We start from the raw sequence: 15,558 nt of genomic DNA, 5'->3' as shown, positions 1-15,558 counted from the left end.
AGCAGCAGGTCACTGCCGTTTTGTCCTTCAAAGCGGTCATCGCCCGCACCGCCGTCAATGGTATCGTTGCCGGCATTGGCGAGAACAGTGTCAGCGCCATTTGCGCCGCTTTGAGTGTTGTCGACAAACAGGTCATCGCCTCCGCCCAAAAAGACGGAATCCCGACCGTTGCCCCCAACCACAGTGTCGTCACCATTGCCGCCGAGCAGCGTGTCAAAGCCGCTGCCGCCAAGGATCATGTCATCGCCGTTTCCACCAAGAACACTGTCTGCATCAAGACCGCCATCCAGATGGTCCGCGCCGTTTTGCCCTAAAAGGATGTCGGCGCCTTGGCTGCCGTTAATGCTATCGTTGCCTGCACCTGCAGTGATGATGTTGTCTGCAACATTGCCTGTCACCCTGTCATTGCCAGTGCCTAGAACTGCATTCTCGATCAAGGTGCCGCGCGCGATTCCAAGAATGCCATTGAACCCTGCCAAATCCGAAAGCTGCGCGTCACGCATGTCCAGCCGGGCCGCACTTGTTAGGAATCCGAACTCAAACGTGTCTTCGCCATCGCGATCATAGACCGTAAAGGCCATCAGATTGCCATCCAGATTGGCGGATGTTGCCCCTGTGGCCAACCAATCGAACACCTCGTCCAGATAATTGCCCAGATTAGACCCTTCGCCGTAGGTGGTGGCGCCTGCAGTAGCCGAATTGGCGTCTGGCGCGCCATAGAGATTCTGAACGGCAAGAATATCCGCCATCATCGCCCCGGCCGGATAAGCAAAGGCGGCATTAATATGGGTGTTCTCTGTCTGGCTGAAGTAGGACATGACAGACAGCTGCCAACTGTCATTTAAAAACGCGTTGTCGCGGCCATAGGATGCATTGCCGTTGTAATTGCCCTGATGACCCAATCCAATGGCGTGCCCAATTTCGTGCACATAGGTCAGGAAAGAATAGCTATCAAGCGTGGTGCCGTTGTCGTCCAGCCAACTTTCCGCGACGTTCAATTCCACCCCCGTGGTGCGATCACCGTCTAGGATACTGGTTGACCCAGTGTTTGGCGCATAAGCGAACGCACCGCCATCTTCGTCGTCCATAGTGATCATCTCACCGTTGGCAACTTCGACAAAGTCGAGATCGACCACCATTTCCCACGCTTCCATCGCCCACCGGGCAAGCTGCTGGCCAGCCGCGGTCAACCCATCAAGGTTCACGGTGATCTCGTTTGAAGTGCTGGTGTTAAATGTAAGTTCTGATCCGCCCCAAAATCCTTCGGTCAGTTGCAGCGCGAGGTCATCCAACGACCCCTCAACAGCCGGTTCCGGTGGGGCTGTTTCGGTCACGCTCAACCTGTAGGTTCCAGTTTCGAAAGAAAAGGCATCTGCCTCGATGTAAAAGGTTCCGCTAGAGCTTGCGGTGAATATCAGCTCGGAATCTAACGACTCATTGGCATCATCGTTTCGGGCCAATTCGCGACCCGATGCATCGTAAATCCGTACAAGAGGATCAGAAAGCGTCAGCCCGTCCAAGGAGATCGAATAGGTCTCTCCCTCGGTGAGAGAAATGCGCACCCAGTCTTCATCGCTGATCGAGCTAATGGTGCCGTTGAATGTATCGCCCACAGAGATGGTGTATGCTGTGTTCGTGGTCTCGGCAGCATCCGACCCTTCTGTGATCGCGCTGAACACCGGATCTCCATTTGGATGGCGGGCAGGATCAAACGTTTGGGTCATCATACATACCGTACACATAGCGGCAGTCCTTCTTACTGTTGCGGCGGGTCAAGACGCGTGGGGTGTTTTACTTTGGTAGTGCGGCAATCATTGCGCCTGTTCCTGCGACTAAGTCATCCATGGCCGCGCGATGTGCTGCGGGACCAGCCTGCAACAGAGTGAGATCAAAGTCCTGAGCGGGGCCGTTATATAATACGCTTTGCGGGCCAGTTTGCCACCACAACGCGATTGTTCCATTCCGAATGTCCAGACGCACCAACATGTCACCGACCTTTTTGGGGGCAGGGGCCGTCATAGGCACCCGGCGCAAGTTGCGACAAGGATTGCACCATATGCAGGCACAGGCTTTGCATCTGCGCACGCGGCACGTCCGGGGTTGAAACGGGGCAGGCGACGCGGATGATTTGACGTGCGGGGTTGCTTGCTTGCGCAGCGGAAATAGTCATCATCATCGCCCCCACACAGACGCAAATTGCAAAGTACGCTTTCATCATGGCACTACTTATAGTGGATAAGTTTGGCAAATATTAGACCAAAGCAATGTGGCTTACGAACTTAGCGGAAAGCCACCAGCCCGGCCAAGGTGGCGCTACAGGAGTTAGCTTGCCAGTAACGAGGCGGGGTGACACAAGAACACAACACATTGAAAGGGTTTGTAGATGAACATTTTGCTTGTTGGCGCAGGTCTATCTGGCGCTGTGATTGGGCGTACATTGGCCGAAGCCGGTCACCAGATCACCATCATCGATGGCCGCGACCATATCGGGGGCAATTGCCACACCGAACGTGACGCCGACACTGGCGTGATGGTCCATGTTTATGGCCCCCATATTTTTCACACCGATGACGAAGACGTCTGGAATTACGTCAACAGCTTCACCACCTTCATGCCGTATAAAAACCGGGTCAAAACCACGTCGCAGAAACAGGTCTTTTCCCTGCCCATCAACCTGCACACCATCAACCAGTACTATGGCAAAACCATGCGCCCCGACGAGGCGCGTGATTTCATCCAGAACGACATCGCAGACAGCACTATCACGGACCCCCAAACCTTCGAAGAACAAGCCCTGCGCTTTGTGGGCCCCGATCTCTATGATGCATTCTTTAAGGGTTACACCATCAAGCAATGGGGCGTGCAGCCCAGCGAATTGCCTGCCTCGATCCTGAAACGCTTGCCCGTGCGCTTCAACTATGACGACAACTATTTCTTCCACCGTTTTCAAGGCATGCCGGAAAACGGCTACACCCCAATGATTGCCGCAATCCTTGACCACCCGTCGATCACCGTAACCCTGAACACCATGTTTGACCCCGCCATGGCCGACGCCCATGACCACGTGTTCTATTCCGGGCCTCTTGATGGCTATTTCGACTATCAGCTTGGCCGCCTTGGGTATCGCACGCTGGACTTCGAAAAGTTCTCGGCCACGGGCGACTATCAGGGCTGCGCGGTCATGAACTATGGCGAAGTTGACGTGCCTTATACGCGCATCACCGAGCACAAGCATTTCTCGCCTTGGGAAGACCATGAAGGCACGGTGTGTTACCGCGAATTTTCACGCGCCTGCACGCCCGACGACATCCCCTATTATCCGATCCGTCAAGTCAAAGAAAAAGCGCTGTTGGGTGACTATCTCAAGCTGGCCGAAGACACGACGGGTGTCACGTTTGTCGGCCGCCTTGGCACCTATCGTTACCTTGATATGGATGTGACCATCCGCGAGGCAATGGACACAGCCGACGCGTTTCTTGCGGCGCAGGATGCAGGCACAGCCATGCCCGCCTTTGTCAAACCCCCGCTTTAATCAGAACGCGGCAGGATACGCAGTATGGATCAAAAACCGACCGTTTTTAACACAAAGGTCCTGCCGCAGCCCGCGGCAAAGGCACGTGTAAAATCGTTCCAAGCGGCCCATCCTGAAACCTTTGCACAACCAGCCGAGGCGATTACATATCTGCGATATATCTTCACGGATGCGCAGGGACTTTGGTGCTTTCGCCCAAACGGGAAAACTGGCACCACATCGACGCTGTTTTTTCTGTTTCATTTGACGTTCGGAATCCCTCTGAAGGCCGTTGTCAGAGATGAAAATTCCATCAACGAAGACCAAGCCGGGCACAGCCTGCACAAGGCCCGCGTTTTCTCAAGCGTGTGTGATTGCGGGACGGAATTGGACTTTGGTAGCTATCTTGCCCGCGCCTTGCGTTTGACGACGGTGCGGCATCCTTTTACCCGTGCGCTTTCGGGCTTTATCTATTTGTGCCGCGCACATGACATGAAAAGCGATCGGTTTCTGACGGAACGGCTTCGGATGTGTGCCTTGACCCAGTTTGATTGGGACAAACACGCTTATACTGTCGAAGGCTTTGAACGGTTTCTGACCTATCTGGAACAAGACCTAGCGCATCATGCCACCCGGCCAGTCGACAGTCATTTTCGCCCTCAGGTGTTAAACATCTTGCCCGACGTTTTCTGCCCTGACCTGATCGGGCGTTGCGAAGACCTGCCCACCTTCTTTGCTAACATCGCAGCACGTCTGGATCGTCCGGCGCCACAAGGTGCACTGGAAGCCAAACCTCGCAACACCCAGCAGATAAGCGACCGCGCTATCTTTGACACCCCAGACACGCGTCGCCGCGTCGGCCATATTTTCGCTGCCGATTTTCTAGCGTTTGGCTATGATCAATAACCCAACCCCCGCGCCAGGCTCATTCAGGGTCGCGTTCGGATGATCCGGACCTGTTATCGGGGGGACGCAACTGATACCGAGGCCTTCAGCTTTGGTCACAAGGATTTATTTTACCGATGCCTCTTATCGACTGGAACGGCAAACGCATCCTTTACATCCATGTGCCTAAGACCGGCGGCACTAGCATCGAAACATGGCTGAGCACGCTGGCGCCCCTGCAGTTGCACACCATCGGACAGCCCACAGCCCTGCGCTGCACCCCGCAACATTTGCAATATAAAGAAATCACAGCCCTGCTGGCGGCGGGGTCTTTTGACTATGCATTCATGAGCGTGCGCAATCCCTTTGCACGCCTTGCCAGTGAGTATCGCATGCGCGCCCAAGCACAGCAGGAAGGGTTCTGGGGGGCGGTGCAAAAGTTCCCCTATTGGCTTGAAACGTCACTAAACAAAGTCAAACGCGATCCCTTTGTTCTTGATAATCACATGCGCCCGCAGTGGGAATTCACCGGGAATGATGTCGAAGTGTTCCGCCTTGAGGACGGGTTAGAGACAATGTTGGCACAAGTGGCGGACAAGATCGGGGCACCTGTCCCCGAAATCACGCCCCACAAAATGAACAGCCAATCCTTCCAACATGACGTCACATGGGAACGCGCGGATGTGACCCGAGTGCAGCAGTTTTACGCCGCCGACTTCACCGAATTCGATTATCCTACCGCCCTGCCGGGCCCGAAAGCCCGGCGCGAGTAGTTATTTTCCTGACATGATCCGCTTGACGGGGTCGCTGTCTTCCCAAGGCACGGACACGTCCGCATCATAGATGACTTCGCGCCCCTCTGACATCAGAGCCAGATATTTGCGGTATTCTTCGGCATTGTTGAAATGCTGCCCACGGGCGACCTCGTCCAGTGCCTTTTGGCGGAACTGGGCCGTGTATTTAAAGTGGGCAAAGATCAGCTCGGTCTCGCTTGGTTTGATATCACCCACATAGTGGAACCCCGCCGAAGGGCGCATCCAAGGCTGGTATTTCAACAAGGCGTACTTTTGGGCCACAAACAGTTCGGGGCGCGACCACGGCAGCAGACGATGGCGCAACGCGCTGGTCACAGTGTCGCTGTTTGAAAACGGACCCCGCCCAACATTTGCGCGCAAAAAGGGCGTCTGATCCACAAAACCAGCTTCTTTGAAAGGATCCCCAGAGGCAAAATCCGCCTCACTCAATGGACCCTGCGGATACATATCCAGCATATAGATCCGCGCGGCATCCACGTCTTTGAATGTTTTGCCCTCCAGCAGTTTGGGTAACGAGGTTCGTTTCCAATTTGGGTAAACCAACAGCTCGTCAGCGTCCACAATTAAGGACCAGCGCCCGACCCGAAGGTTGGCGATCAAAGTCATTTGCCAGGCAACGCCGTATTCTGACTCTCCGTAATTCGTATCAGCAGAGAACGTCACAACATCGGGTTGTTCCAGAAGATATTCCAGCGTTCCGTCATCCGAACAATTGTCCGCAATCAAAAAGGCTTTGACCCCCAGCTTGCGGTAATGGGCAAGGAAGTGGGGCAGCATGAACATCTCGTTGCGCATACAGGCAACAGCCGCCACGGGTTCCGCATTCAGCTTTTTCAGCTTGGCCTCTGGGCTGACCAGTTCAAGTAGGTTGGTGTTAAAGCCCAAGGAAATATTGGCATATGTGGGCCACAGCTTGCGCGGCCAAAGGCGCGGCTCTGTGAATGCTTTTGTCACCTCGGCTTGGGTCTTATGTGTGTCTAGATGTACCAGATGCACACCGCTAAGCGGACTGGGTTGGAAACTATTTTCCCACAGCGAAACCGGAACCGCATCGGAATATGTCCGGCGTTGTATAGAACTGCGGTAATCTTCGCTTGATGGGGTGATCCCCTCCAAAGCCAACAGATCGCCGACAAGCTTGTCTTCCATAAACGACGAGCGGATGATTTGTTGCCCTTCGCGCTTTTGAGATGCGTTGATGGCGGCCTGCATGGTGCGGCGGCTTAGCAAATAGCCGGACCCACCATCACAATAGGTTGTTGGCTCGGGGGATTTGTCCAGTTCCTTTGTGCCTCGCTCGGTGGCCGACTTTTCAAAATGCCAGGTCCGATTCATTCCACCGACATGGCGGTGAAGGGTCCTGCCGAAATAGTCATGCTTAAGGTAGTTTAGGTTGCCAAAGAACGTGGCCGGATCAAGGGCACAGTCATCGTCGATTTTATAAATATGCGTCGCGTCGGTATTCTTCAGCGCCCACTCAATAGCGGCCAATGTCTTTTGCGGCAGGCCTTCGTAACTGTCGGGCGCATCAAGATAGACAACATCGCCGTCCTTCTGGCCATCGCCATCCCCGACAACCACAACATAAGGAACGCCGTAATCTGCCAGTTGCGCAAGCCAGCTTTCCCGCATGGCTTGGACGCGGGTGTCCAAAAAGGGGCGGCACGAAAACACAACGACAAGTGTGCTATACAAAGGTGCCAACGCATGTTTGGACACCCCATTGCCCGAGAGTGCCATCTTGGCCGGCGTGGCATTTGGAAACAAACTAAGGGTCGACCGCGTAAGGGGCATACTGTCTGACGCCATTGCATGCAGTACCGCCAAAGCGGATTGCACAGCAGGACTGTTGAACATGTCCTGATGTTGCGATGTTGGAATGACGGATGACCGCAATTCGCCCACATGCGATAGCATGCGCATGGCAAGGTCGTCTTTCCCCTGTGCTTCCAACGCCGGAATCATACGCAAAGTCAGCCCAAGACCAATATATTTTGAGCGTTGCACAGATGTGCGGGTCAGATCGGAAATCACATCCTGCAATGTGATGCCAAGCGACGTTTCCGTGCCCCGGATCAGGGCAGGCAATGATTGCCCCAAACGCTCTTGTACGCCCAGATATGGCGAACGCGGCACTTTCGTATAAAGCCGCTGAACCGCGTGTCGGATCTCTGTTACGTTTTGCGCGCCAGCACCGTCTGGTGCGTTGGGTGCCGCAACCGCACGCACAACGGCATCGTCATAGTCGCTGGGGTTGGCATAAAGCATATCTTCGAGCTGCGCGGCCGAAGTCGCATGCAGGCCCGGGTTCACAAGTTCACGCATGTATCTGGTTGTGTCGCGATGCCCAAGGTCACGAAACGGGCGCAGCGCCTCTGTAATGGTTTCGATATCGCCGGGCTTGGCTTTTGCAAGACGTTCGAAATTCTTACCCGCACGCACCATTTGCGGCGGCGGCGTGAAACCTTCGGTTGCAACGCGTTCGTTCAAAAGTCGCCAGAATGTTGACGACAGTCCAAAGTTCTTCAATACGAAATTCGGGATCTGGTCTCTGAGGTAGTCGGCAAACCGGCTTGCGTTCACCGTCAGCACCACCGCCGTTTCTGTGAGCGCTTGGCAAGGGGTGCATTCCCAATACTGCCCTGATCGGCGTTCGATGAACTGTTGGAACACATAGACGATTTCTTCTATGGTTTTTTCGTTCGCCCTCAGATCAGTGCCCTTCAACGAGAACTGTAGCGCCCATGCAACGGCGGGTGTCGCCACCCAACCCCCGTCGGGTTCCGTAAGGGCCCAAAGCAGGTCTTTCATGTCGCTGTAACGCTTGTCCATAACCAGAAACGGTAGAATGCTGGAATTATGCCAGGCTTCTTTTTCTTGGGCGAAAGGTTCAGACAACCTTGGGAGGACAAAGGCGTACAAATCTTCAAAACTGTCCGCTGTGCAGAATGCTTCGGTGAGCGACAAAAACAGGGATTTTTCCACCTGTGGCGGTAAAGGGAAATCTTTCAACACATTTTGCAGAATTTCGATAAGCGGTTTGTCTTGCGTGTTGGCCGCCACTTGCATTCCAAACCGGCTTTGCGCTGTACGCAGCAACATTTGGTTTGGGTGCACCTTTGCCTCGAGTTCCGGGGCCAATTCCACGGCGCCAGCTTCTGATGTATCCAGATCATTGCGCAGCAAGTATTCCGACACACCATACAGCTGTGCGGCATCCATCAGAACACTCTTTGCCGCGTCCGATAGTTCAGCCAAGATATCGGCAAAGCGCACGTGTTCAACGGCCAAAAGCATATCGAATGTTGAAGGCCCAGAAGTCGCGCAAAGTGCCTCGATACGTCGCAGCAGAACACTGCGCGTCAGCTCCAAAGGATCCCCACACGGGATACCATTCGAGTACAAAGTAATCAGCAACGGCTTTTCGGAACCCTCGACACCTTCCCAGATGCGCCCAGGCAGGCTAGCAAAAACGCCAACGTGTGGGTCGGACTGACGGTATCGTTGCGCAATCTCAGGATAGGCCACAGGCGTAACCGGTATTGGCTCTTCTAGGTTTGTCACGATGACTGTAACGTCCTGATCGGGCAAACCTGGATCGACGCCCCAACCTTCGACATCCATAAAGCCAGCAATTGCCAACTGGCCTTCGCCTATGCGCGCCTCATTGGCTGGTCCGCCAATCAATACGCTCGCAGGGGTAATACCGCCGTTGTAGTTGACAGACTCAATGGTGCCGAGATTCGGAAACTCATCGTCAAAAGCGCAAATCTCGTAGTCGTTCAAAAATACGACAATACGGGCGTCATCAATCTTAATCAGAACCTTGTCGCCTACGAGTGCCAGGCTGACATCATGCAGAATCTCAGCCCCCCAAACCCCGTCTGCACGCAAGTTCACTGCAGCTTTACCCGTAGTTTGGCGCAGCGACATATGGAACAGGATGTTTTTGCGATCAGCTCCAAAAAAAGACATATTGGCGAATGCGTGTTCTGTAAAATCTACGGCAAACCCAAATTCTGCGCCGCCTTGCGTCTTAAATGCCAGCACACCCGTCTCCTCAAAATTCTATGCCAAAATACTATGCGCTGTTTGAACAAACTTGAATATGGATGCAATGGACCTTTACAGGCAATCGCGGAACACCTCTGCCGAAACCGGGTTCGAGACTTTGAAAATTGCACAAAAATCTTGCTTTGGATGCGCGAATGTAACGGATTAACAAAGGTGCCGCCTGCAATTTCAGCACCATAAGGCGCCAATAGTACGCTACACAATGACTATGGCCCAGCGAACCCTCCCGCGTTATGCATCTTTCAACACTCAAGCATCTGGAGACACGCGGGCCATGACAAAAATTGCAGTCGCCGGGATAGGCTATGTTGGCCTGTCAAATGCCGTCCTTTTGGCGCAACACAACACAGTTGTCGCCATCGATCTGGACGCATCACGGGTCGAAATGTTGAACGCCCGTCAATGCCCGATCATCGATGTCGAGCTTGAACAGTACCTTGCCGAAAAACCGCTGGACCTGACCGCCACATTGGACCCAAAGGCGGCCTTTCTGGATGCCGAATTTGTCATTGTCGCCACGCCCACCAATTACGACCCCCAGACCAACTTCTTTGACACCTCCAGCGTCGAGGCCGTGATCGCCCAAGTCATCGCGATTAACCCGGACGCCACCATTGTGATCAAATCGACAATCCCCGTTGGCTTTACCGACCGCATCAGCGCCGAGATGAACACCACACAGGTGATTTTCAGCCCCGAGTTCCTGCGTGAAGGGCGGGCTTTACATGACAACCTGCATCCTTCGCGCATCATTGTGGGCGAAGACAGCCCACGCGGCCACACATTCGCGTCGCTGCTTGCGCAAGGTGCCCAAGACGGCGATGTGCCGATCCTGTTTACCGGCGCTGCCGAAGCCGAAGCGATCAAGCTCTTTGCCAACACCTTTCTTGCAATGCGCGTGGCTTATTTCAACGAGTTGGACAGTTACGCGTTGGCCAGCGGGCTGCAATCACGTCAGATTATCGAAGGTGTGTGCATGGATCCACGCGTGGGCGATCACTACAACAATCCTTCCTTTGGCTATGGCGGTTATTGCCTGCCAAAAGATTCCAAACAGCTGTTGGCGAACTATGCGGATGTGCCGCAAAACCTGATGCACGCGATCGTCGAGGCCAACCGCACCCGCAAGGATTTTGTCGCGGAACAGATCCTAAAACAGGCCCCTAAAGTCGTCGGCATCTACCGTCTTGTGATGAAGGCTGGCTCGGACAACTTCCGACAAAGTTCAGTGCAAGGCATCATGAAGCGGATCAAGGCCAAAGGGGTGCAAGTGGTCGTCTATGAACCCGCCCTTGAAGACGCCGATTTCTTCGGCTCCGAAGTGGTGCGCGACCTCGACGCGTTCAAGGCGATGGCTGATGTGATCGTGGCCAACCGCGAAACGGATGAACTGGCGGATGTGTCCGACAAGGTCTTTACCCGCGATCTATTCGGCGCAAACTGATAGGTTAGAGACTGTTTTCGAGGGTATGCACTTAACCTTGTAATCAACGTTATGTAAAATATTCACGAATTTCGCAATCCACTAACCCGCATTCAGCCCCAACAAACCCCGGACTCGCGGGCCGATAAAGGGATCAAGCGGTGCCTGATTCAACGCGTCCATTTGGGCAGACAAGGCTAACACCTGTTTTTCAAATTGCGCGCGCGTCTGCACATCCGGGAAATCGGCGTAGTTGATCTTTTCCCATATCATCCGCGCCCATAAACGCGCCTTATGCGCAGGCGACATCGCAGCCAGACCCGGCATCGTATCCTGCGCCATCAAACCCTCCCACAGCGCCTCAGCGGTAAGGGGCCCGCGCCACAGCTTGCGACACTCGGGTCGGGTGGCGATACGAGCCCCGAAATAGGGCAAATAAACCGCACGTTGGGACTGGGCCAAAGCATCCAGCATAAACAGCGTGCTCGACAATGCGCCTTTGGGAAACTGCAAACTGTAGCGTTGTAAAAAGGCACGGTTGAACATTTTAACCGACGGGTGGCCATGCACCTCTATCCCATCATCCAAGGTCGGAACAAAACCGGCCTCATCCTCAAGCCGAACAGCTGCGATTCCATCCCGCTGATGTAGGCCTGAATGAAAGGTTTCATCAGGACCCAAATACATGCCCCCAAAGCCAACCGAAGCCTGCGCCACACTCAACCGGCTCGCCCAATTGGCCAATGCCCGCGGAGGCAACCGATCGCCAGCATCCAGAAACACAACATACCGCCCCCGGGCCATGTCCAGCCCCCGGTTGCGCGCGCCGTGCACACCCTGCGCGCCGCTCAGAACCGACACGCCGGGATGAACAGCTGCCGCCGCAAAAAACGCGGCACGCTCTGGCGCTGTGGCCATGGCACGGCTTTCATCGGGCACAAGCAGGATCTCGGCCTCACATAGGGTCTGCCCTGCAAGGCTTGATAGGGTTTCTGTCAACGGTGCCATGGTCCCGTCACTGGGCACAACAACCGTGACAGGCACAGCGCCCGTCAGCAGATCTTGCCACCAGATCGGCACAGACAGCGTACAATCCGGCGCAAAACCATGCGCCGCCATCCAATCTTGCGCCTGCCGCACAAAACGCGCGCGGCGGGCGCGGTCTTGCACCAGTCCGCCGCGTTCAAAAGTCAAACGCGTGGCGATCCGGCGCAAAGCCGCATCAAGGCCCGGGCGATCAAGCCCTTTCGCCAAACCCGCAAGCCGGTCCAGCACATCAAACTGTTGGAAAATGACATCCGACGTCTCGGCCGTGATTTGCCCTTCCCGCCCTTGGGTCTGCAAATAAAGCGGGTGATTGATCCGCACCAAATGATCCGTGCGCGCCGCCGCCTGCCAGAAAAAAGCGTGGTCCTCATAAAGCGTGCCCACATCAAAGCGCAGCCCGGCAATCAAGCTGGCGCGATAAAGCTTGTTCCACGCCGAAGGAAAATGGCGCACCACATCACACCAATTGCTCAGATCGTGGCGTTCGGGCGCGGCGCCGTCTTCCAACGCCCAAGCGTCATGCAGACCGGTATGGGTGCGAACCTCACCACCCTTGGGGCAAAAGGAAATACCACAGCTGACCCAGTCCGCGCCGGTGTCCTCCAGCACAGTGTACATCTGAGACAAATAATCCGGGGCCACACGGTCATCACTGTCCACAAAGCCGATGACCGGGGCGCTGACATGATCAAGGCCCGTGTTACGCGCACCCGACAACCCTGCATTAGGCTGAAGGATTACACGAAAGCGCGGGTCATCCCCAATGGCACGGCGCAACTGATCCGCGCTGCCATCGGTGGACCCATCATCAATGACGATCACTTCGAAGTCGGTCAAAGTCTGCGCCTTGAGCGATGCAATGCAATCGCCCACATATTCGGCTACATTGTAAACCGGCACGACAAGCGAAATCAGCGGCGGCGTGGACAGTGTCATGGCTGTGCAGCCCGTTTACGCACCCACCCCACAAAAGCCCGATCCGCATCTGTAATGCGTTGACGTCCCGTAGCCACCCAGACCCCCTGCCACTCCGCCACCAATGCGTAGACATCGACACCTGGCGCCAGCGCGCGCGCGCCTTCAAGTGCGTCGGGGCTGGGGCTGGGCGCGGCCATCTCGGGCAGGATCACTTCGGCCCGGCGGGTCACGATTAAAATATCCCCCGGACCTTCACTTAGGGCATAATCAGGCAAATGGTCTTGTGCAATCATGCGCCGGATGGCGGCACGGAACACCCGCACAGGGGCGGCACTGCCCGCTTTCTTGTGCAGGGTGGCGATGCTGATCTTCCATTCCGCTTGGCGACCGCAATGCTTGCGCGCCACTTCATACACCCGCCGCTCTAGGGGTTTGCGCAGGCGGAAATAATCCCGGCTTAATGTCAGCACCGACTTGGCCAGCACCGCACGAAAAATCCACTCGCTTAAGGTCACCGTCACGCTGATCATACGCCCCGCCTGCGAACGACGTACGATCTCCCAACTTTCGATCAGGCCAAAGCCGCGCGTGGCCTCAAGCCCGCCGGTGGTGATGTTGGTGGTGATGCGCGTGCCTGCCAAACGTTCAAACGCATCCCGCAAGCGCTGATAGCTGTCACCAGAGGTGTCACGGTTCGTCGCCACCAGCAGATCATGCGCCTTAAGATGCAGCACACGGCTTACCGCCTGCCCCGCATTCAACCCGGCCATCAATTGGCTGACACAATAAATCAGAATGTCCTTGTCATGGATCGTCGCACGCCCCTTCACACTGGGCACAACTTCGATCCGCGCATCGTTATGGGCATAGGATAAGATACGTTTGTCTGGCCGCGTAGAAAGCGAAAAAATCGGATGCTCCATCGTGCCCAGATCATCCTTTGGTGCCGCACCAAAGAAGTCGCAAACAAAAAAGTCTGCTGTGGGATATCGGTCAGGCAAAAGCCCCCCTGCAACCGCATTTTTGACCATGACAGGTCCTGTCCATCTGTCGCGACGTCTTGGTCGCTTGTTATTTTTGCTCGATCTTCCCCGATTCCATGATCGGGGTTTCAGTGACACCGACCCTAAAGATATCCACAGGGTGCGTCTAGCAGCATGGGCGATATGACCGTGGGTTCAGAGTCACTTGGGCGTGGGTTCAGAGTCGCATTATCGGAGGTTCAGAGTCACCACATTGAAAATGAGACAAGCAAACTATTGATATAAAACCATTTATTCAGAGCCCAAGATCCTTAACATTCAATTAACAGATAAATAACTGAGATCAGAAGCCCCAAGCGCTCAACACCACCGCATTTGCCCATAAAAACCAAAGGAATTTGCTTAGAAAACAGAAAGAAGATGCGATTTATGTTTCATGTGCGTTGTTTTTGCGTATTCTGCCAAAAACAACGCACATGAGGGCAGAGCACATGAAACAAAGCCGGAGCATCCCCCTCCCGCCTTATATGAACATCGACCCCTTAGAAGCACAACGCAGCTTGGGTGATCCGACCACGACACAGCGGTTCGAAGCCGTTGCTCAAGCCTGTGCTGCCGGGCGGCAGAACCTAGAAACCCAAGGCCTGCAAAATGATGATAGCCGTCGTTTGCGCCAATTTTCAACTTGGGAAATCTGTCGCTACTTGATCCCGGTCGCGCAGGGCCATTTCCGCCGTGTGCTCAAACAAAACCCTGACTTGCCTCAGGGGCGTTCAGAAACGGATGCGGGTGCAAAATGGTTTACCTTGGATGAGGTGCTGCGCCTGCGTGCGCATTTTGGCCAAGAAGGATCAAAGTCCAAAGAATACCTACCCTACAAACCCGACGGCGCGCAGGCCAAAATCGTGGCCGTTGCCAACTTCAAAGGCGGCGTAGGTAAGACATCGACTGCGGCACATCTGGCCATGTCAGCGGCCCTTGATGGCTACCGCGTACTGGTGATCGATCTAGACAGCCAAGGGTCCATGACATCGATCTTTGGCGGCAAAGTCGAAGACGAATGGAACACAGTGTTCCCGCTGATGGCCCGCCACTATGCCGAACACTTACGCGCTGACAATCAACGACGTGCAGCCCAAGGCGAAGCCCCCCTGCCCCTTGATGACACTCTGACCGAAGCGTTGACTATTCGCGCGCCCGACCTTGTGCAAAAAACCCACTGGCCCAATATCGATCTGATCGGCGCCCAGCTGAACCTTTATTGGGCCGAATTCCAAGTACCCGTCTGGCGCATGTCTGGGCGTGGCTGGAAGCTATGGGATGCGCTGACAGACACGCTGGACGCGGATGGGCTGCTGGACGAATACGACGTCATCTTTCTCGATACGCCCCCTGCCCTTGGGTATCTTACCATCAACGGTCTTTCGGCTGCTGACATTCTGTTGGTACCTCTGGGCGCGTCCTTTTTGGAATTTGACAGCACGGGGCGGTTTTTTGACATGCTGCATGCGACGTTTTCCTCGATTGAGGATGCTGAAAACCTAGCAGCGCGTGCTCTGGGCCGGCCTGAGTTGCGGTTTGAATGGGATGCAGTGCGCATGGTCATCACGCGCTACGACGCCACGCAACAGGCCGAGCTTGCCGCCCTCATGCAAAGCTATCTTGGCCCTGCCCTGTCGCCGCACAGGCAGGACTTTACTGCGTTGATCGGACAGGCCGGCGAACAGGTGCGCGGCATCTACGAAGCTGATTACCGCGATTTTAACCGAGAGACCTATGCCCGTGGGCGTGAAACATTTGATGCTACCTATGCGGCCTTCAAGGCGTTGCTGGTGGGCAGCTGGAAACGCGATGCAGACTCTGAAAAGGCTGCGGGTTAATGTTTCGCGCGCGAAACATCGG

10 protein-coding genes are annotated in these 15,558 nt (G+C 55.1%); 5 read left to right on the top strand and 5 right to left on the bottom strand.

Translation table 11 applies throughout. From position 1 onward, the window contains the following. Positions 1-1,742 (bottom strand): M10 family metallopeptidase C-terminal domain-containing protein (locus ABJH13_RS16175; RefSeq protein WP_348407246.1); only part of this gene is annotated, 1,742 nt, incomplete at its 3' end. 245 nt (positions 1,743-1,987) lie between these two features. Then, entirely contained in the window at positions 1,988-2,170 is a 183-nt protein-coding gene (locus tag ABJH13_RS16170; protein ID WP_348407245.1) for a hypothetical protein, read from the bottom strand. A gap of 213 nt (positions 2,171-2,383) precedes the next feature. On the opposite strand from ABJH13_RS16170, the gene glf reads away from it, so the two are divergent. From glf to ABJH13_RS16155, 3 genes are all read left to right on the top strand, one after another. Continuing rightward, positions 2,384-3,532: a UDP-galactopyranose mutase gene (glf, locus tag ABJH13_RS16165; RefSeq protein ID WP_348336998.1), complete on the top strand. Its 1,149-nt coding sequence runs from the start codon at positions 2,384-2,386 to the stop codon at positions 3,530-3,532. Positions 3,533-3,556: 24 nt separating this feature from the next. Further along, a complete protein-coding gene (locus ABJH13_RS16160) occupies positions 3,557-4,417 on the top strand; it encodes a sulfotransferase family 2 domain-containing protein (RefSeq protein WP_348336997.1) in 861 nt (286 codons plus the stop codon). Between the two features lie 116 nt (positions 4,418-4,533). Further along, complete coding sequence (locus tag ABJH13_RS16155) at positions 4,534-5,169, top strand: sulfotransferase family 2 domain-containing protein (protein ID WP_348336996.1); 636 nt, start codon at positions 4,534-4,536, stop codon at positions 5,167-5,169. Here ABJH13_RS16155 and ABJH13_RS16150 read toward each other — a convergent pair whose 3' ends face one another. Then, on the bottom strand, positions 5,170-9,261 hold the full coding sequence (locus ABJH13_RS16150; RefSeq protein ID WP_348407244.1) for a glycosyltransferase family 2 protein: 4,092 nt from the start codon (positions 9,259-9,261) through the stop codon (positions 5,170-5,172). Between the two features lie 298 nt (positions 9,262-9,559). Here ABJH13_RS16150 and ABJH13_RS16145 point away from each other — a divergent pair, with 298 nt between their 5' ends. After that, complete coding sequence (locus ABJH13_RS16145; RefSeq protein WP_348336923.1) at positions 9,560-10,729, top strand: nucleotide sugar dehydrogenase; 1,170 nt, start codon at positions 9,560-9,562, stop codon at positions 10,727-10,729. 81 nt (positions 10,730-10,810) lie between these two features. Here the strand turns inward: ABJH13_RS16145 and ABJH13_RS16140 are convergent, their stop codons facing one another. Both ABJH13_RS16140 and ABJH13_RS16135 read right to left on the bottom strand, forming a co-directional pair. Continuing rightward, a complete protein-coding gene (locus tag ABJH13_RS16140) occupies positions 10,811-12,691 on the bottom strand; it encodes a glycosyltransferase family 2 protein (protein WP_348407243.1) in 1,881 nt (626 codons plus the stop codon). Beyond that, the gene (locus ABJH13_RS16135) at positions 12,688-13,704 is read right to left on the bottom strand and encodes a replication initiator protein A (protein ID WP_348407242.1); all 1,017 of its coding nucleotides are present in this window, start codon (positions 13,702-13,704) and stop codon (positions 12,688-12,690) included. Before ABJH13_RS16135 ends, ABJH13_RS16140 begins: the two co-directional genes overlap by 4 nt. 443 nt (positions 13,705-14,147) lie before the next feature. Here ABJH13_RS16135 and ABJH13_RS16130 point away from each other — a divergent pair, with 443 nt between their 5' ends. Continuing rightward, positions 14,148-15,536: an AAA family ATPase gene (locus tag ABJH13_RS16130; protein WP_348407241.1), complete on the top strand. Its 1,389-nt coding sequence runs from the start codon at positions 14,148-14,150 to the stop codon at positions 15,534-15,536. The last annotated feature ends 22 nt before the right edge of the window (positions 15,537-15,558 follow it).

It is taken from the genome of Roseobacter sp. (assembly GCF_039970775.1).
Lineage (GTDB): Bacteria > Pseudomonadota > Alphaproteobacteria > Rhodobacterales > Rhodobacteraceae > Roseobacter.
Note: the sequence above shows the minus strand (reverse complement) of the source record. Positions and strands in the feature narration are given on the sequence as shown.

Excerpts from the sequence above, each read along its gene's own strand:
- ABJH13_RS16170 (WP_348407245.1), bottom strand. The coding sequence starts at position 2,170 with ATGACTATTTCCGCTGCGCAAGCAAGCAACCCCGCACGTCAAATCATC.
- glf (WP_348336998.1), top strand. The coding sequence starts at position 2,384 with ATGAACATTTTGCTTGTTGGCGCAGGTCTATCTGGCGCTGTGATTGGG.
- ABJH13_RS16160 (WP_348336997.1), top strand. The coding sequence starts at position 3,557 with ATGGATCAAAAACCGACCGTTTTTAACACAAAGGTCCTGCCGCAGCCC.
- ABJH13_RS16155 (WP_348336996.1), top strand. The coding sequence starts at position 4,534 with ATGCCTCTTATCGACTGGAACGGCAAACGCATCCTTTACATCCATGTG.
- ABJH13_RS16145 (WP_348336923.1), top strand. The coding sequence starts at position 9,560 with ATGACAAAAATTGCAGTCGCCGGGATAGGCTATGTTGGCCTGTCAAAT.
- ABJH13_RS16140 (WP_348407243.1), bottom strand. The coding sequence starts at position 12,691 with ATGACACTGTCCACGCCGCCGCTGATTTCGCTTGTCGTGCCGGTTTAC.
- ABJH13_RS16135 (WP_348407242.1), bottom strand. The coding sequence starts at position 13,704 with ATGGTCAAAAATGCGGTTGCAGGGGGGCTTTTGCCTGACCGATATCCC.
- ABJH13_RS16130 (WP_348407241.1), top strand. The coding sequence starts at position 14,148 with ATGAAACAAAGCCGGAGCATCCCCCTCCCGCCTTATATGAACATCGAC.